Here is a 19651-nt window from a genome sequence, read left to right on the forward strand (position 1 = left end):
TCATGGTGCGGGGGCCGTGCCGTTGCCGGTGCGGCTCCCGCCGTTGTTCTGGATCGGCGCATTGGGGCGCGCGAAGCTGCGCTCGATCGCACGCAGCGCCTCGATGCGGTCGTTCAGCTGGTCGATGCGGCGCTGGGCGTCGCGCGCCTGCTGCGCCTGGCGGTCGCGGTCGTCCTCGACGCGGCGCTGTTCGGTGTAACGGGCGGCCAGCGCACGCGCCAACGGCTGCAATGGCTGGGCCTCGGGCGCCGTGCCGGACGCGACACGCTGCATCAGGCCGAGCGCACGTGCCAGATCGGCCGGCGCCCTCGTCTGCGCCAGCGCCAGCGCCACCTGCATCTGCGTCGTGGGCGAATCCGCCGGATCGCCGAGCCGCGACAGCTCCGCCGCCAGTTCGCCCGAACCCAGCTGCCGCAGCTTGTCCGCATACAGAAGCATGGCCGACAGCGGGCTCAGGCCGGAGGGAACGTAGGCCAGTGGCGATTGCGTTGCCGGTGCGACGGGCTCCGCCTCGACCGGCATCACCCGCACGGCGGGCGGTGTCAGCGCCTGGGCCTGGGCCTCGATTTCCTTCGCAATCTTGGCCTCGACCCTGGCCTGCGCTCTCGACTGTGCCTGCGCCTTGGCCTCCGGCGCCGAAACCGGCGCGGTGCAAGCCATCAGCAGGGACGAAGCCGCGAGGAGGCCGGCGGTTGCGGCACGGGATGATTTGCGAGCGAACGAGGGCAGCATGGGACGAAGGTACGCGGGAATGTTCTGGATGTCGGCGGACGGTGGCGCGAGACTGAATTCACACCGAACGGGGCAGTTCGATGCGAAACCGGGCACCCGGTCCGTCGGGCAGCAACGTGACGCGGCCGCCGTGCGCTGCAATGTACTCCTGCACGATCGACAGACCGATGCCTGTGCCTTTGAGCGCGTGTTCCGGCTGGCGTTCACCGCGGAAGAACGGCTCGAAAACCCGGTCGCGGTCGCCCTCGGCGATGCCCGGGCCGGCGTCGGCGATGTCGATGCGGGCCATTTCGGGCGTCAACGAAACCTCGAAGCGGATCGTGCCGCCGCGCACCGAGAAGCGGATCGCGTTCGACAGCAGATTCGCCAGCGCCGTGCCGAGCTTGGTCGGGTCGACCGTGATCGCCAGCGGCTCGCCCTCGACCTGCACCTGCAGCCCGGAACCCTGCCACTGCAGGCGCTGCGCCTCGATCTGCTCCTCGATCAGCGGCAGCAGATCGGTGCGCTGCCGATGCAGGTCGCGCGCCTCGAAAGCCGCCGCATTGAAGCGCAGCAGCGCCTCGATCTGGCTCTGCAGCGAAATCGCGTTCTGCTGCAGGATCTGCGCGACCTCGCTCTGTGCCGGATTCAATGCGCCGGTCACGCCGTCTTCCAGCAGCGAAATGCCTTCGCGCAGCGCCGCCAGCGGCGTCTTGAGTTCATGCGAGACGTGGCGCAGGAAACGTGCCTTGTCGGCGTCGAGTTCGGTGAGGCGCAGGCGCAGCCATTCGAGCTGCTGCGACACGCGCCGCACGTCAGCCGGACCGCGAATGTCGATCGGCTCGTCCAGCCGGTTCTCGCCCAGCCCGACGATGGCGCGCTGCAGCCGCTTGAAAGGCCGCGCCAGCCAGACGCCGAAGGCCAGCGCCAGCGCCACCGCCAGTGCGCTGGCTGCCAGCACCTGGCGCATCAGCCGCGTGCGCGCGTCTTCGATCCGGGTCGACAGCGCGTTGTTCTGCGCCTCGATCTGCGTCTGTGCCTGCTGCGCGATGTCGGTGTTGAGGCTGTCCAGATCGCGGAACTGCATCGCCATCGCGCCTTCGCGCGACAGGGCGGATTCGGTCGGACCCGCAATCAGCGCCTCGATTGCGCCCGACTGCGTCCGCCAGGCATCGGCTGCCGCCGGCGGCACGCCGTTCTCGACCAGCCGGCCGAGCACGCTCTGGGCGTCGCGCGAAGCGTCGGTGAAGCGACGCCTCAGCACGGCGTCGTTCAGCACCAGCGACTGGCGACCCGCGCGCTCCATCGCGGCGCTGCGTTCGGCCAGCGACTGCGCTGCGCCCGACAGCGCCAGCGCCCGCGACGCCGCGTTGCGGCTCTGCGCCAGCAGCGCGTCGTACTGGAAGACCGAGCGCAGCGCCACGCCGACCAGCAGCGCGGTGATCAGCAGGAAGGCGAAGAGCAGGAGTTGCTGGAAAGAGCCGCGCGCGGCGTTGAGCTTCGGCATCAGGCGGCGAACACCGCTGCGTCGACCGATGTCGCTTCGCGCGTCGGCACCTCGCCGCGCAGCGTGTAAGCCAGCGAACGCTCAATGCGCAGGTCGACCATCTGGCCGATCAGCCGCGCATCGCCCGCGAAGTTGACGACGCGATTGCAGTCGGTGCGGCCCATGAGTTCGTTCGCATCCTTGCGCGATGCGCCTTCGACCAGCACCCGCTGCGTCGTGCCGACCAGCCGCTCGCCGAAGCGCTTCACGTTGCGGTCGATGACCGCCTGGAGTTCGTGCAGGCGGGCCAGCTTGACCTCGTGCGGCGTGTCGTCGTGCAGCGCGGCGGCCGGTGTGCCCGGACGCGGGCTGAAGATGAAGCTGAAGCTGGCGTCGAATTCCATGTCGGCGATCAGCTTCATCATCTTCGCGAAATCCTCGTCGGTCTCGCCGGGGAAGCCGACGATGAAGTCGCTGCTGAGCGCGAGTTCGGGTCGGATGGCGCGCAGCTTGCGCACCGTGCTCTTGTATTCCATGGCGGTATAGCCGCGCTTCATCGCCATCAGGATGCGGTCGCTGCCGTGCTGCACCGGCAGATGCAGGTGACTCACCAGTTGCGGCACCCTGGCATAGGCCTCGATCAGTCGCGGCGTGAACTCGTTCGGGTGGCTGGTTGTGTAGCGGATGCGCTCGATGCCGGGGATCTCGGCGACGTACTCGATCAGCAATGCGAAGTCGGCGATCTCTGCCGTGCCGCCCATCGAACCGCGATACGCGTTCACGTTCTGGCCAAGCAGCGTGATCTCGCGCACGCCTTGGTCGGCGAGTCCGGCGATCTCGACCAGCACGTCGTCGAGCGGCCGGTTGACTTCCTCGCCGCGGGTGTACGGCACCACGCAGTAGCTGCAGTACTTGGAACAGCCTTCCATGATCGACACGAAAGCCGTCACGCCGTCGACGCGCGCTGGCGGCAGGTGGTCGAACTTCTCTATCTCCGGGAAGCTGATGTCGACCTGCGGCCGGTCCTGAATGTCGCGCTGGGCCAGCATCTCGGGCAGACGGTGCAGCGTCTGCGGGCCGAAGACGATGTCGACGTACGGCGCGCGCGCAATGATCGCCGCGCCTTCCTGGCTGGCGACGCAGCCGCCGACGCCGATCTTCACGCCGCGCGCCTTCAGGTGCTTGACGCGGCCGAGGTCGCTGAAGACCTTTTCCTGCGCCTTTTCGCGCACCGAGCAGGTGTTGAACAGGATCAGGTCGGCCTCGTCGACGTTCTGCGTCGGCTCGTAGCCTTGCGCGGCATGGAGCACGTCCGCCATCTTGTCCGAGTCGTACTCGTTCATCTGGCAGCCGAAGGTCTTGATGAATACTTTTTTGGACATCGTGGAATCTCGAAATCGGGGGTAGGTCAGCTGCCGTCGTCGGCGCCGGTGCCGGTATTGCGCACGAAAGGCCAGAAGTTCAAAAACGGCTTTTCAGCCGACGCCCTGGCGGTGGCCGATTCGGCTTCCGACAGGATCCATACGAGCGACACCAGGCCGGACACATCGCGCGTGTAGTTGACCACCAGCGGCTGGCCGACCAGCGATGCCGGCGTCATGAGCATGTTCTGGGCGTTTCGGATACGCACGCCGGGCGACATGCGGTCGGCCTTGTCGTCGAGCCGGATGTCGGGCGCGTCGACCACCAGCAGCCGACCGCGCAGTGCACCGACAGGAAAATTGCGTCCGCCGACGGCGGCTTCGTTCTGGGTCGCGGTCTGCGCGAGTTCGGACGTGGACTGCGCCTGCGCGGGCAGCGCCAGGCAGATCGAGAGGCCGGCAATTGCGAACAGTGTCGCAAACAATGCCGGCGGGGCAGGGCTTCTCAGGAGGCCTTTGCAGCGGTTCATGGGGTATATCCAGAGGCTGTGGAGCAGCCGATTTTAACGGTCGGGCAACGCTCGAGCGCCGCCTGTCCGAATCGGCGGCCGCCGCAGCAACCGGCGGGCCCGCCGCGCCGCGTCAGCTGGCTGCTGCGCCGACCGGCCGAGGTGGCATCGGCGCCGGTGCGCGACGCTGGCTGAACGCTGCGAGCGATATCGGTTCGGTGGCCGCGCCGGTCGATACGGGGACCGTGAAATCCGATGCGATTCCCAGCGCCCAGGCGGATGCGCGCACCATGAACGCCTGCTGGGCCGCTATCGACGTGAAGGTGTGGTCGATGTCGCGCGCGAATTCGTACTTCACCTTGGCAGCGAACGGTTCGCGCACCAGCGGACCCAGGTGGTCGCGGCTGCGATCGCGCACGTGCTGCGTGCCCGAGTAGAGCAGGTACACGGCAACGCCCCGCTGCGTGATCTCGTTCATCGAATTCTTGAAGATTGCCTGAATCTCTTCGGGCGACTCCTCGTCGACACGGAAGATGTCCACGGGCGGCGTGGTCGCGATGTTGAGCAATTTGCGCCGCATCCAGCGAACGGTCTTGCCGATGACGGCCGGGTTGGTCGGCGCTGCGAGCGCGCGCCAGAAAGCGCGTTCCCAATACCAGCGGCGGCCGGGAAAGCTGTAGCCGTCGAACATCAGGATGCCGGCGACGCGCGTATCGGCTACCGCCAGACCCATCGCATGTGCGGTGCCCGAGCACAGGCCCACCACGACGAACCGCCGGATGCCGAACTTGGCTTCGATCAGATCCATGCCGGCCTGCAGATCGCGAATGCCCTGGATGAGATAGCGTTCGGCGCTGCTGGCGGGGCCGCTGTCGCCGAGGCCTGCGAGGTCCATGCGCAGACTGGTCATGCCGAGCGATGCCAGGCGGTGCGCCAGCTTGACGTTGATCCGGTGCGGGCCGCCGCGGTGATTGGCTCCCATGTTGAGCATCAGGCAGGCGACCGGCCCGCTGGCATCGACGCCGATCGCGGGGCAGGTGATCACGCCCATCAGGGTCTGATCGGCGCCGAAAAGTACCGGTTCTTGCCGGAACGAAGGATCACTCATACATCGTTGTCAAAAGGCGCTTGAGTGCTTCTGCGGGCACCATGGCATTGTTGCTGCTCGGGTCGGAATTCCAGATCAGGGGATGCTCGAATTCGAAAAACTGTACCGGCGGTTCGCTGACTTGCAACTGAATCCACTTCTTCAGGGAATCGTCTCCCGGCTGTCCCAGGACAAGGGTCCTGCAATCGGTGGGAATCCGCAAGCTTTCCGGCTGAAGAGACGAAAATTGCTGACGCAGAAGAGGCGAAACGGCAAAGCCGGAGGCTTCATCCGTGAAGGCATGGGCATCGTCGGCCAGCCTGCGCCTCAGCGATGGTTCCGGAATGCAGTAGGACAATTCCAGCGATTCGACATGCCACTCGCGCAACTGTTGCGCATAGCGTCGGCCGTCGACCACCGGTTCCCACAGAACCAGCCGTTCCAGCGCCAGCCTGTTGCACTGTGCAGCCTGGATCGCCATCGTGCCGCCGAGCCGTGCGCCCAGCCATGCGACCCGGCGTATCGCCGAGGCCGAGAGGCGGCGCAGTTCCTCGTGCGCGGCCAGCACGTCGCGTCGCCAGCCGTCGAATTCGCCGTCGATGTCGTCGCCCGGCGAATCGCCCGTACCGTGATAGTCGAAGCGCAGCACCGAGAAGCCGGTGCGCGCCAGGCGATCCGCCAGCACACGGAAGAAGCGATGCGATCGCAGGGCTTCCTGTCCGAAGGGAGGGCAGATCAGCACGGCGCCCCTGTCCTGCGAAACGCTTTCCGACGGGTGATAGATGCCGAACAGCCGACGTGCGGACGGACCGAACATGAGCGGGGTCATGCCTGGACCTCCATCGACGCGCATGCGGCACGAGAGGCCGGGACCGGCGCGCAGCGCAGAGCGAGCGCGCCGACAGCATCGCCGTCCGCAAAGGACTGCAACTGCAGCCGTTCGAGCCCTTCGGGTGTCGCGATCTCCACGAGCTGTTCCAGCGGAGAGATTCCGACTTCGAAGCCGCCGGTCGCGAGGTACAGGCCGATGCCGAGCGCCTTCAGGCAGGCTTCCTTGCGCGTCCAGCAGATGAAGAAGGCGCGGTCGCGTGCGGCATCGCCGAAGTCGGTGCCGCAGGTGGCGAGCGCGGCCTGCTCTGCGGGCGTGAAATACGCGGCGGCCATCGCGGCGGCATCTTTCATCGGTCGAATCTGTTCGATGTCGACGCCCAGTTCGGCATCTTCGGAAATCGCCACCACGCCGACGTCCCGGCTATGGCTGAGATTGAAATGCAACGACGACTGCAGATGCGACCCCGACGGTGCCGCCAGCGCCGGTTTGCCGTGCCTCCCGAGAACCATCGTCGGCACCGCCGCTGCAGCGTTGCCCGCATTCGCAAAATGCTGCGTCAGCAATTGCCGCAGTGCGGCATGCGCAGCGATGTAACGGCCGCGGTCGCGAGGAAAGACGAACCGCGAAGCGCGCGCGACTTCTTCGGCCGACAACCGTGCGTGCGCCGCGGCCGGCACATGCTGGTCGAGGTCGACGCGCCACAGCGCACACGGCACACGCGTGGCGTTGGCAAGGCGCAGGGGTGAAACGTTCATGCGCACCACCTTTTCAACCCTTTCGGCCCCAGCCGGAGAACATGCGGCCGAGCAGGCCACCGCTCCTGGCAGGCCGGTCCGGTTCGAGATTGCCGCGATTCGTGGTGCGTCCGGTAATGCTTTCGGCCAACGCCGGGCCGGGCTGCGCCGATGCAAGCTGGGCCAGGCTCTCGAACACGTAGCGCCGGGGCTCGATGCGGAAACCGAGCGTCTGCTCCGACATCTCGACCACCCGCATCGCCTGCAGCGAGTCGCCGCCGAGATCGAAGAAGTTGTCGCTTGCGCGGATCTCGTTGACGTCGATGTCGAGTGCCGAAGCCCAGACCTGCGCCAGACGCGCCTGCTCGGGCGGCAGCAGCGCCATCGGCGAAGCGGTTCTTGCGGGCGTTGCGGCCCGCGCCGCGTCGCTGCCGGCCGAATCTGCCGATGTCGCCGGCTCTGCGGCGGTCGCCGCCAGTTGCGCCAGACGCGCGGCGCTGGACGAGCCCTCGGGCGACAGCAGCGTCTCGATCAGCGCCTCGGGTTGCGCCGCGACCTTTTGCATCAGCTCGACGAAGCGATCCTTGAAGGCCTCTCCCGTCTCGGGCAGGTAGATGTCGGCGTTGTAAGTCACCGCGCCTTCGAGGCCGTGCGGTTTTTCCATCAGCCACATGCCGAGGTCGTCGGTCGCGCCGCTCTGCAGGATGTGGATCTGCCTGTGCGTCAAGCCGCCGAAATCGAGCGGACGCTCGCGTGCGTCCTGGAACGAGAACAGGGCCTGGTACAGACCGACGCCCTGTGCGCGCTCGGCGAATTCGGGCTCCGCAACCAGGCGCTCGAACGGAATCTGCTGGTTGTTCATCACCGCCAGCAGTTCCTGCTTGACATAGCGCATGAAGCCGCCGAGTCCGGCCGCGCGGTCGATGCGGAAAGCCATCGGCAGCACGTTGTTGAAGAAGCCCATCACCGTCTCGACTTCGGGCTGTTCGCGGCCGCGTACCGGCGTCGCGACGACCAGCGAGTCGGTGTCGATCACGCTGGCCATCATCAGCACGTAGACGCCGAGCGCCAGCATGTTGAGCGTCACGTCGTGCTGGCGCGCGACTTCGCGCAGCCGTTCGGTCAGCGCCTTGTCGATGCGGATCCAGTTCGTTCCGCCCTGGCCGCTCATGCCGGCCTTGCGCGGACGGTCGGTGCGCGCGGCGCGCGGCATCGGTGCGGCGGCGAAGCGCGATTTCCAGAAGCGCAGTTGCGCCTGTGCTTCGGGCGATTCGAGCCATTCGGCATACCACTGCGCGTAGTCGGCCATCGTCACCGGCAGCACGGGCAGCGACGGCACTTCGCCGCGCACCAGCGCGCCGTAGAGCGTCGACAGCTCGGCCTGATAGAGATCGAAAGACCAGCCGTCCCAGATCAGGTGGTGCGGCACGAAGACGAATGCATGGTCGTCTGCGGCCATCCTGTAGAGGGCGACGCGGAACAGCGGGCCGTTGTGGATATCGAGCGGCAGGTCGATGGCTTCGCGCAGCAGCGCGGTCAGCTTTTCTTCCCGGTCCGCTTCCGGCAGCGCCGACAGATCGATCAACGGAAAGTCGAATTCCAGCGTCGGCGCGACGATCTGGCACAGCGCGCCGGTATCGGGGTCGGTGCCCATCGAAGTGCGCAGCGCCGACTGGCGCGAGACGATGGTGCGGAAAGCCGCTTCGAACATCGCTGCGTCCAGCGCACCGCCGAAGCGGTGCGTCGACGGCTGGTTGTATACCGGCCGTCCCGGATGCAGCTCCTCGACGAACCGGATACGCGCCTGCATCGGCGTTAGCGGCGCGTTGCGGCGGCGCGGCACGTGCAGGACCGGCTTGCGGCGCGGCGCATCGCTTTTCGCGAGGCCGTCGACGGCCTGCGCCAGCCGCTCGGCAGTCGGCGATTCGAACAGCACGCGCATCGGCACGACGATGTCGAAAGCCGTACCGAGCAGCGATGCCAGCCGCGCTGCCAGCAGCGAATGGCCGCCGAGCGCGAAGAAGTCGTCGTGGATGCCCAGTCCCGGCAGATGCAGCACCTTTTCCATCGTTTCAAGCACGACGCGCTCGCGTTCGTTGCGCGGCGCGACGCGCTCGGCGCCGTCGTCGCTCAGAACGCTGCTCGGCGGCGGCAATGCCTTGCGATCGACCTTGCCGTTGGGCAGCAGCGGAATCGCGGCGAGCGGCACCAGGTGCTGCGGCAGCATGTACTGGGGCAGGCTGCCGCGCAGCGACTGCATCACCTGCGCCATCGCTTCGCGGTCGAGTGTCGCGCCCGCGGCCGCCACGAGATAAGCCACCAGACGGACGTCGCCCGGCTGGTCTTCGCGCGTCACGACGACGCTGCGGGCCACGCCCGGCGACTCGTTGCAGCGCGTCTCGATCTCGCCGAGTTCGATGCGGTAGCCGCGCACCTTCACCTGGAAGTCGTTGCGGCCCATGTGCGCCAGCTGGCCGTCGTTGCGCCAGCGGCCGCGGTCGCCGGTGCGGTAGATGCGGGTCGGCGCACCGGCGATGTCGATGATCGTGAAGCGGTCGGCCGTCAGCTCGGGCCGGTTCAGGTAACCGATCGCCAGGCCATCGCCGCCGATGCACAGCTCGCCCGGCACGCCCATCGGCAGCGGACGCAGGTGGTCGTCCAGCACCCAGACGGTGGTGTTGTCGATGGGTTTGCCGATCGAGATGCCGCTGCGGCCGATCTGCGCCAGGTCGACGCGCCAGACCGTCGACCAGATCGTGGTCTCTGTCGGGCCGTACATGTTCCAGACTTCGCCCGCCGCGCGCAGCAGTTGCTGCGCCAGGTCCGTCGGCAGGCTTTCGCCGCCGACCAGCGCCTTGAACGGACCGCGACGGTGCCAGCCTGCATCGAGCAGCAGCCGCCACATGCCGGGTGTCGCCTGCATCAGGGTGGCGCCGCTGTCGTGCAGCAGCGCGCCCAGGTCGTTGCCGTTGAGCGCAACGTCGCGCGAGGCGATCACGACCTCGGCGCCGACGGCCAGCGGCAGCATCAGTTCCAGCACGGCGATGTCGAAGGACAGCGTGGTGACGGCCACCAGCACGTCGCTTTCGGTGATGCCGGGTTCGCGCTGCATGCTCTGCAGGAAATTCGCGACAGCGCCGTGTGGCACCGCCACGCCCTTGGGCTGGCCGGTGGAGCCGGAGGTGTAGATCACGTAGGCGGCATCGTGCGAGCGAGCGTCGGCATCGGTCGCGGCCAGCGCGTCGGCCGGCTGCTGCTTCCAGGCGAGATCGGTGTCGATCGCCATCGTGCGTTCGATTGCATCGGCGCGCCAGTGCGTCGGCGCCGTGGCCACCGACGACACGGTCAGCAGCAGCGCCAGATTGGCGTCCTCGGCGTAGTAGTCGAGTCGGGCCTGCGGAAATTCGGGGTCGAGCGGCACGTAGGTGGCGCCGGCCTTGAGCACGGCCAGCAGCGCCATGACCATGTTCGCATCGCGCGGCAGGCACAGGCCGACCAGTGCGCCGCGCTGCACGCCGCGTGCACGCAATTCGCGGGCGAGGCGGTTGGACTGCGCGTCGAGCTCGCCGTAGCTGAGCGCGGTCTTGCCGTAGCGCAACGCATTGCGTGTGGGACCGACGGTCGCCATCTTCGCGAACGCGGCGTGCATCAGCGGCTGGCTCGGCACCGGCGTCGGGGCCGGCTGGAGCGCCAGCAAGGCATGCGCTTCGGCTGCCGACAGCAGTTCGAGCTGGCCCACGCTGCGCGCCGGGTCCTGCGTCGCGCTGCGCAGCAGGCTTTCATAGACCTGCAGCCAGCGCGTGATGGTCGCGGCGTCGAAAAGGTCGGTGTTGTATTGCAGCTCGATCTTCATGCCGGTCGCGACCGGCACGATGTTCACGAAAAGCTCGAAATTCTCGGAGGCGCGCGGAACGCTGCCCTGTTCGGCTTCGATGTCGGGGAAGCTGCCGGCGTTGGGCGCGGCGTCGCGGTCGACGTTGAACAGCACGCTGACCAGCGGCAGGCGGCTCGGGTCGCGCGTCATCGGCAGTTTGCGCAGCAGCGTGCCGTAGGTGAGGTTCTGATGCTCGAAGGCGTCCAAGAGCTGGCTGCCCGACTGGCGCATCAGAGTGTCGAAAGGCAGCGTGCCGTCGATGGCGACGCGCAGCGGCAGCAGGTTGACGCAATGGCCGACAAGGCGCGGCATGTTGGCCGCCATCTGGCCGGCGGCGGCGATGCCGATCACCAGATCGTCCTGAGCGGTCAGGCGATGCAGCAGCGATGCGAATCCGCTGAAAAGCACTGCATACAGGCTGGCACCGACGCCGGCGCCGGTCTTGCGCAGCGCGTCGATCAGCGGGCGCTCCAGCACATGGTCGATGCGCTGCGACGCGAATGTGCGTATGGCGGGGCGCGGACGGTCGAGCGGCAGTTCCAGCACCGGCAGGCTGCTGCCGCTGAACTTCGAGACCCAGTAGTCGACATGCGCCTTCATCTCCGGGCCGTCCGCTTCGGCGGCTTCCCAGGCGACGTAATCCGCGTAGACCGGCGCCGGATCGAGCGACGGACCTGCGCCGATGCGCTCGGCATAGAGCCGGCCGAGGTCTTCGGCGATCACGCCCCACGACCAGCCGTCGCAGACCGCATGGTGCGCGGTCATGAGCAGCACGTTCTCGACGGTCGACAGGCGGTAGAGCGCGGCGCGGAACAGCGGGCCGCGGTCGAGCTCGAAGCGCTCGCGCACGGCGGCGAAGGCGTCGGCTTCGACGATGCGCTGGCGCGATGCCGCGTCCTGCGAGCGAAGGTCGTGTTCGGCCAGCTGCAGCGGTGCCGGCTCGGCGATCAGCAACTGGCTGCCGTCGGTCGAGAAAACGGTGCGCAACGAAGGATGCCTGGCCACCAGCGCGTCGAAGGCGCCGGCCAGCGCCGTCGCGTCGAGCATGCCGTCGAGACGCAGCGTCAGCGATTCGTTGTAGGCCAGCGAAGCCTGCGGGCCGAGCTGATCCGCCAGCCAGACTTCGCGCTGCGCTTCGGTGGCTGCGGTGGTCTGGGCAATGGCGCCGGCGGCGAAGGGATCGAAATCCGCTTCGCTTTCTGTGCCGGTACCGGTACCGGTGCCGGTGCCAATGGCCGGGTTTGTCGCTTCGATTTCCATGGATGCGTCGTCTTCCGTCTTCATGCCTGCAGCTTCACGTACTTGCCGTGCGCGGCCGGATCGGGAACGAACCATGCCGGCTGGCCGTCGCGGTCACGGCCCAGGCGCGCGTCGGGCACCGGCGGATTGGCGGCGTCGAAGCCGCGAGCGACAGGCGCCCGGCCCGGCAGGAACTCGGCCTGCTGCATCTCGGCGACGGATTCCTTGAAGGCCTGCTTGATGGTGGCGATGTCGGCCGGCGTGTGCGCGGTCGTCATGAAGCACGGGAAGTTGTCCAGGATGTGCACGCCGCGGCTGCGCATCATCGCGAAGAGCAGGTCCTGCAGCGGATGGTCTTCGAGCCAACTCACGCGCCAGAGCGACGCGAAATACCGGATCTCCAGCGGCGCGCCGACTTCGCGGCAGAACGCCGTGAGTTCGTCGGCCATCGCCGCGGTGTGCAGGTTGAGCTGCGTCTGCAGAGCGACACCCGAATTCGCCAGATGGTCGAGCGACGCCTTGGCCGCGGCCAGTGCCAGCGGATGGCGCACGAAGGTGCCGGCAAAGTAGGTCACGCCGACGCTCGGGATGGAGTCGTCGCCGTAGTTCCAGGCGCCGCCGTCGAGCGCGTCCATGAATTCGCGCTTGCCCGCGATGGCGCCGATCGGCATGCCGCCGCCGATCACCTTGCCGTAGGTCGCGAGGTCGCCGCGCACGCCGAACAGCGCCTGCGCGCCGCCCGGATGCGAGCGGAATCCGGTGATGACCTCGTCGATGATCATGCAGGTGCCGCTCTTCTCGGTGATGTTGCGGACTTCCTGCAGGAATTCCTTCGGCTGGAAGTCGGGCCGGCGGCTCTGCACCGGCTCGATCAGCACGGCGGCCAGATCGTCGGCGTTCTCGCGGATGAATTCCAGCGACTCGGGCGTGCCGTAGTCGAGTACGCGGACGTCGCCGAACATGCCGCTCATCACGCCCGGCGTGGCCGGGATGCCGCGTGCGCCGCGACCGGCGCGCACCAGCACTTCGTCGAAGGTGCCGTGATACGAACCGCTGAACAGCACGACGGTGCTGCGGCCGGTATGGGTGCGTGCGATGCGCACGGCAGCCATCACCGCTTCCGAGCCGGTGTTGCAGAGCGCGGCGCGGTCGAAGCCGGTGAGTTCGCAGATGCGCGCCGTGACTTCGGCGGCCAGCGGATGCTGCGGGCCGATCTCGTAGCCGATGTCGAGCTGGCGCTTGACCGCGTCGTTGATGAAGTCGGGCTGCCAGCCGAACATGTTCATGCCGAAGCCGTTCAGCACGTCGACGTACTCGTTGCCGTCGACGTCCCAGACGCGCGACGCCTTGGAGCGCTCGACCACGATCTGATAAGTGATCTCTTTCGTCGCGGGACGGAAGCCGTTGACCACGCGCGGGTCGGCCATGTGGCCACGGTTGGCGGCGGTGAAGCTCTTGCTCTTCTGCGTGCGCTCGACATAGCGGCGGATGAAGGCATCGAGGCGTGCCTGCTGGCGACCGGTGATGTCGCGGTTCGGCGTGGTGTGTATGCGGGCGATCGCGCCGAAGGCCTTCTTGACGTCGTAGGTCACGTGGCCGGCTTCGCGCTCGACGGTCGGCGCGACGAGCAGCGGTGCCGGCTCAGTGGCGACGGCTGCAGCCGCAACGGCTGGCGCGTTGCCGGCCAGCAGCGCGAGCTGCTGCTGCATCAGCTGCATCTGCTGCTGGATCAGTTGCTGCAGCATCGGCGCGTCGGCGCGCACGGCCAGCGGCGCCATGGGCACGACCGGCGTGAAAGCAGCGGCAGTTGCGGTGGCCAGCGGCGCGGGCGCCATCGGTGCCACGGCTGCGACCGCAACAGCGGCGGGTTCCGGTGGAAGCAGGCCGTCGAGGTGGTCGACCAGCAGGTCGAAGCTGCGGCAGCCTTCCATCAGCTGGCGGAAGGTGATGTTGGTCTTGAAATGCTTCTTGACCTGCAGCGCGGCCTGCGTCAGCACGAGGGAATCGAGGCCCTGGTCGATGAAGGACACGGCGCCGTCGGCATCCGCCATCGGCGTGCCCGAGATGTCCTCGAAAAGCTCGCGCACCTTGGCGTGAAGTGCCGTGCGGCGGGTGCTGGAAACTGCGGACGTGGCTGACATGGTGGACATGTGGGGCTCCGTGATCGTGACGGGTGTAGCTGGAGAGACGTTGTGTAGGGAAACGGCAGCAGGCGTGGCCGGGACGATGTCGACCCAGTGGCGCTTGCGTTCGAATGGATAGGTCGGCAGCCGGACGCGCGCCTTGCGGGTGCGCATGTCGAGCTGGCCGAGGTCGGTATCGACGCCGATAGCCCAGAGGCGGCCGAGCGCCATGTCGAAGGCGATCAGCTCTTCCGCCGGATCGGCCGCGAACACCGAAACCGCCGCGGGCGCCGGCGAACCCGAGACCGCATGCTGGCGGACCAGGGTCGACAGCGTGTTGCGCGGGCCGAGTTCGATGAAGAGCGGCTGCGCGAACTGCGCCATCGCCGTGCGCACGGCCGGCGAGAAAAGCACCGGTTCGCGAAGGTGGCGCGCCCAGTAGGCGGGATCGGTGGCTTCCGTTGCGCTCAGCACGCGGCCGGTCAGCGTCGAGACGACGGTGCGTTGCGGCGCGCGCAGTTCGACGGTGCGGACCAGCGCTTCGAACGGCGCGACGGCGGCGTCCATCATCGAAGAGTGAAAGGCGTGCGATGTCGGCAGCAGCCGGCTGGCGATGCCGTCGGCCTCCAGCTTCGACTGCAGTGCGACGATCTTTTCCGACGGGCCGGCGACGACGCAGGTCGCTGGGCCGTTGTCGGCGGCGAGCGAGACGCCTTCCACCAGGTAGGGCGCGAGCTTTACAGCACCGAGGCGCACCGACAGCATCTGTCCGGCGGGCAGGGCCTGCATCAGCGCACCGCGTTGCGCAACCAGCCGTGCAGCGTCGGCGAGCGACATCACGTTGGCGATCACGGCGGCCGCGAATTCGCCGACGCTGTGGCCGATCATCGCGACCGGACGCAGGCCGAAAGCCAGCGCCCGTTTTGCCAGCGCGTATTCGAGCGCGAAAGTCGCGGGCTGCGTGACGGCGGTCGGCGCCAGCGCATCGGGATCGTTCGAGAACAGGCGCTCGCGAAGGTCGAAAGGCAGCGCGCACTTTTCCAGCGCGGCAGCGACTTCGTCGATGGCGGCGCGGAAGATCTCGTCGTGCACATACAGCGTGCGGCCCATGCCTGCGTATTGCGCGCCCTGTCCAGGGAAGAGCAGCACGGGTTCATGCACGCGCGCACCCGGCACGCCGGCGATGCGGCGCGGCGAATTCAGGTCGCGCAGCGCGGAAATGGCTTCCGGCACGCCGTCGGCGACAACGGCCAGTCGCTGCGAAAACAGCTTGCGGCCGACGCGCAGCGTGTGCGCCACGTCGCCGAGGTTGATGGCCGGCGTCGCCTCGAGGTGATCGGCCAGCTGTGCGGCCATCCGTGCCAGCGCCGTCGGCGTGCGCGCGGACAAGGTCAGCAGCTGCGGGCCGGCGACCGGCTCCGAAGGCACGGCGAGCGGTGCTTCTTCGAGGATCAGGTGCGCATTGGTACCGCCAACGCCGAAGGAACTCACGCCCGCGCGACGCGGCGCACCGGCTTGGCGCGGCCAGGCCAAGCGCTGTGCGTTGACGCGGAACGGCGTGCCGGCAAAGTCGATGGCCGGGTTCTCGGCATCGAAATGCAGCGAAGCCGGCAGCGTTTCCTCGTGCAGCGCCAGCGCCGTCTTGATGACGCCCGCCGCGCCCGCAGCCATCAGCATGTGGCCGACGTTGCTCTTGACCGAGCCGATGGCGCAGAAGCCGCTGTCGGCGGTGTGGCGCGCGTAGCTGCGCGAGAGCGCCGCCACTTCGACCGGGTCGCCCATCGGCGTTGCGGTGCCATGCGCCTCGACGTAAGAGATGCTGCGCGCATCGACGCCGGCCGAAGCCAGCGCCATCGACACGACGGCCGCCTGGCCGTCCACGCTCGGCGCGGTGAAGCTGGCCTTGACGCCGCCATCGTTGTTCACGCCGACGCCGCGCAACACCGCATAGATCGTGTCGCCGTCGGCCTGCGCGTCGGACAGGCGCTTCAGCAGCACCACGCCCGCGCCATCGCTGAAGACCGTGCCTTGCGCCTGCGCGTCGAAGCTGCGCGTGCGGCCGTCCGGCGACAGCATGGCGCCTTCCTGGTGCAGGTAGCCGCTGTTCGGCGGGCAGGTGATGGCGACGCCGCCGGCCAGCGCCATGTCGCACTGGCCCGAGCGCAGCGCGCCGAAAGCCTGCGCCATCGCGACCAGCGAGGTCGAGCAGGCGGTGTTCATGCTGATCGCCGGGCCGGTCAGGTTCAGCTTGTTGGCCACGCGGGTCGCGACGTAGTCCTTCTCGTTGCCGAGCATCACGGTGAATTCGCCGACAGCATCGACCAGGTCCTGGCGCGGCGTCACGTGTTTCTGGAAATACGTCGCGTTGTGCATGCCGGCGTAGACGCCGACCGGTGCCTTCTGGCGGTCCGGCGCGTAGCCGGCGCGTTCCATGCATTCCCAGCAGATCTCGAGGAACACGCGCTGTTGCGGGTCCATCAGCGTCGCCTCGTTCGGGTTGATGCCGAAGAACGCGGCGTCGAACTGGTCGGCATCGTCGATCACGCCGCGGGCGCGCACGTAGTCGGGGTCGGCGCGCAATGCGGCGCCGACGCTGGCATCCAGCATGGCGTCGTCGAAGAAGCGGATCGTGTCGCGGCCTTCATACAGGTTGGCCCAGAACGCTTCCACGTCGGCGGCGCCGGGAAAGCGGCCGGCCATGCCGATCAGCGCGATGGGTTCCTGTGCAGCCGCGTCGGCAGAGCGGGCGCGGTTTGCCAAGACGGGTTCATGCACGACGCCGTCGAGTTCGCGGGCGATGGCCTGCGGCGTCGGATCCTGGAAGAACAGGTTGGTCGACAGGCGGCGGGCGCTCGATGCCTGCAGGTCCGCAAGCACCTTGAGCACGCGCAGCGAATCGCCGCCGAGATCGAAGAAGTTGTCGGCGCGGCCGGCACGATCGATGCCCAGCGCACGGGCGAACGCGGCGCAGACGCTGCGTTCGGTGTCGGTGCGGCCTTCCTCGAAGGGCTCGGCCATCTCCGGACGCTCGGCCAGCGGCTCGGGCAGAGCGCGCCGGTCGACCTTGCCGTTGGGCGACAGCGGCAGCACGTCGAGCACGACGAACACCGACGGCACCATGTAGGAAGCCAGCGTCGACTTGAGGTGCTCGCGCAGCTGATGCGACAGTTCGGCACCGGTGGCTGCGCCCGGTTGCGCCGTGAGGTAGGCGACCAAGCGCGCATCGCCGCCGCCGTCGTGGCGGGCCAGCACGGCGCCTTCGCGCACGGACGGGTGTGCCAGCAGAGCGCTTTCGACTTCGCCGAGTTCGACGCGGAAACCGCGCACCTTCACCTGATGGTCGTTGCGGCCGAGGTATTCGATCTCGCCATTCGCGGTCCAGCGGCCCACGTCGCCGGTCTTGTACAGGCGGGTCGCGGGGTCGGTGCTGAAAGGATCTTCGACGAAACGCTCGGCCGTCAGTTCGGGCCGGTGCAGGTAGCCGCCGCGTGCCACGCCAGCGCCGCCGATGTGGATTTCGCCCGTCACGCCGAGTGGCGCGGTGCGGCCCTGACGGTCGAGGATGTGGATGCGGCTGTTCGTGATCGGCTGACCGATCGACGGCAGCGCCGCCCATTCGCGCGGATCGGCGCCGAGCTGCAGCGCGGTCACGACGTGGCTTTCGGTCGGGCCGTACTGGTTATGCAGGCGGCAGCCCGCCATACGCTCGAAGAATGCGCGCACCGACGGGCTGGCATGCAGCTGTTCGCCGGCGGTCACCACATCCTGCAGCGCGGGCAGCGACTCGCCGGCCGCGACCACGTAATCGGCCAGGTTCTGCAGCGCGATGAAGGGCAGGAACAGGCGCTCCACCTGCTGCGAGCGCATGACCCCGGCCAGCGCCTGCGGATCGCGCCGCACGCTTTCGTCGATCAGCACCAGGGTGCCGCCGACAGACAGCGTCGAGAAGATTTCCTGGAATGCCACGTCGAAACCGAGCGCCGCGAATTGCAGCGTGCGCTGCGGCTTCGGCACGGCCGGATGCATCGCCTGCCAGCGCAGCAGGTTGACCAGCGCACCGTGATGCATCGCCACGCCCTTCGGCGTGCCGGTCGAGCCGGAGGTGTAGATGACGTAGGCGAGGTTGTCGGGCGTCAGCGCCTCGAGCCGCATGGCATTGCCGGTCTTGCCGGTGAAGAAAGCCGCATCGCCGTCGGCCGAACCGTCGAGCAGCAGCGTCTCCACGTCGGGCGTCGCGGGTGTGGCGGGCAGGGCGGCGCGCAGGCCGGACTGGGTCAGGATCACGCGCGGCAGCGCTCCGGCGAGGATGGTCGCGGTGCGCTCCGGCGGATGGCTCGGGTCGAGCGGAACATAGGCGCCGCCGGCCTTCAGCACCGCGAGCAGGCCGATCACCATGTCAATGCTGCGCTCCACATACAGCGCCACCGGCACGTCCGGGCCCACGCCGCGCGCACGCAATGCGCCCGCCAGCAGGTTGGCGCGGGCGTCGAGCTCGGCGTAGCGGATCGTCTGTGCGCCCAGCACCACGGCGACCGCTTCCGGCGTGCGCGCGGCCTGGGCTTCGACCAGCTGATGCACGCAGGCCGGCACGCCGAGGTCTTCGGCAGTGGCGTTGAAGCCTTCGATCAGGAGTTGTTCTTCCTTGCCGATCATCGGCAGCGCATCGATGCGGCTACCGGCGTGGCGCGGCATTGCCGTGAGCACGGCAAGCACATAGCCGGCCCAGCGCTCTGCAGTCGTGCGCGAAAAGAGAGAGGCACGGTAGTGCAGCGAAAGAGATGTGCCGCCAGCGTTCGTGCCGACGGAAAGCAGCAGATCGAAAGACGCTGAGGCTGCGGGTTCCAGGCGACCGATGGAAAGGCCGGTGCGCATCGTCGTCGCGCCCGGGTCGGTTGCCGGCTGTTCGTTGCGCGCGGTTTGCAGCGCTGCTTCGATTCGGGCGAGCACGACGTCGAGGCGCGGAGCTTCACCTGCTTCGGCGCCTGCTTCCGGTCTGAGATCCGCACGCAGCGTCGTCTGGCCGATGCCGTCCGCCGTACCGATCTGCAGGCGGATGAGGAAGTCGTCCGCGCCGCCGAGACGGGACAGCACCATCGTCCAGGCCGCAGCGAACATCGTCTCGCCGCTCCGGCTCCGGCCTCTTGCCGCTTCCCGCAGCGCAAAGTCGAGGTTCTCGTCGAGCGCCAGACGGACTTCGGCAAGTGCGGCCTCGTGAGCGGTGTCGGGCGCGTTCTGGCGAGTCGAATCCGTCGGCAGCTCGATCGGTCCCACCATGCCGTCTGTAACCACAGGATTTGTAACAAGCGATGGCATCGACGTTGCGCCTTTCTGATTATTCATTTGGGCCTCCGGCATTCAGCGTCACTGTCGCAACGAATGCTTTCGTAAACCAGGAGCCACGTCATTACAGAGTTTCTTAGGTAGATTTACTTAAAAAGCGTTCACATTGCGAGACCGATCTTCGGTCCCTTCCCTGCAGATTGCCCATCGGCCAAACGGCGTAGAACGTTACCTGGCAATTGACGTCTGTCACTTCGGTCGCAATTCGTTGCGATTGAAGTCTTGACAATACTTCATCAATCGCGTTTTGAGTTCAGATTCTGCGCTTATTTCAGTAGAAAATGAATACTAAACACTCAGTGCCGCCCAAGTGATTGGTCAAGTTTGAGAGAAAGTTGACAGGGTGCCGCCGCGT

At 67.7% G+C, this 19651-nt stretch carries 9 protein-coding genes; all 9 read right to left on the minus strand.

The features are described from left to right. Positions 1 to 732: a hypothetical protein gene (locus tag ACSFA3_RS20230; RefSeq protein WP_435507281.1), complete on the minus strand. Its 732-nt coding sequence runs from the start codon at positions 730 to 732 to the stop codon at positions 1 to 3. Between the two features lie 58 nt (positions 733 to 790). Beyond that, the gene (locus ACSFA3_RS20235; RefSeq protein ID WP_435507282.1) at positions 791 to 2218 is read right to left on the minus strand and encodes a sensor histidine kinase; all 1428 of its coding nucleotides are present in this window, start codon (positions 2216 to 2218) and stop codon (positions 791 to 793) included. Then, on the minus strand, positions 2218 to 3579 hold the full coding sequence (gene miaB / locus ACSFA3_RS20240) for a tRNA (N6-isopentenyl adenosine(37)-C2)-methylthiotransferase MiaB (protein WP_435507283.1): 1362 nt from the start codon (positions 3577 to 3579) through the stop codon (positions 2218 to 2220). Before miaB ends, ACSFA3_RS20235 begins: the two co-directional genes overlap by 1 nt. Positions 3580 to 3605: 26 nt before the next feature. After that, complete coding sequence (locus ACSFA3_RS20245) at positions 3606 to 4088, minus strand: hypothetical protein (protein WP_435507284.1); 483 nt, start codon at positions 4086 to 4088, stop codon at positions 3606 to 3608. Between the two features lie 112 nt (positions 4089 to 4200). Then, entirely contained in the window at positions 4201 to 5175 is a 975-nt protein-coding gene (locus tag ACSFA3_RS20250) for an alpha/beta fold hydrolase (RefSeq protein ID WP_435507285.1), read from the minus strand. Then, positions 5168 to 5983, minus strand: a complete 816-nt coding sequence (locus ACSFA3_RS20255; RefSeq protein WP_435507286.1) for an alpha/beta fold hydrolase — start codon at positions 5981 to 5983, stop codon at positions 5168 to 5170. The genes ACSFA3_RS20250 and ACSFA3_RS20255 overlap by 8 nt, the downstream gene beginning before the upstream one ends. After that, entirely contained in the window at positions 5980 to 6741 is a 762-nt protein-coding gene (locus ACSFA3_RS20260; RefSeq protein WP_435507287.1) for a 4'-phosphopantetheinyl transferase family protein, read from the minus strand. Before ACSFA3_RS20260 ends, ACSFA3_RS20255 begins: the two co-directional genes overlap by 4 nt. Before the next feature lie 13 nt (positions 6742 to 6754). Beyond that, complete coding sequence (locus ACSFA3_RS20265; protein ID WP_435507288.1) at positions 6755 to 11878, minus strand: amino acid adenylation domain-containing protein; 5124 nt, start codon at positions 11876 to 11878, stop codon at positions 6755 to 6757. Then, the gene (locus tag ACSFA3_RS20270; protein WP_435507289.1) at positions 11875 to 19296 is read right to left on the minus strand and encodes an amino acid adenylation domain-containing protein; all 7422 of its coding nucleotides are present in this window, start codon (positions 19294 to 19296) and stop codon (positions 11875 to 11877) included. The genes ACSFA3_RS20265 and ACSFA3_RS20270 overlap by 4 nt, the downstream gene beginning before the upstream one ends. Positions 19297 to 19651: the final 355 nt, after the last annotated feature.

The sequence above is a fragment of the Variovorax glucosi genome (genome assembly GCF_051216695.1).
In the GTDB taxonomy this organism is placed as follows: Bacteria; Pseudomonadota; Gammaproteobacteria; order Burkholderiales; family Burkholderiaceae_C; genus Variovorax.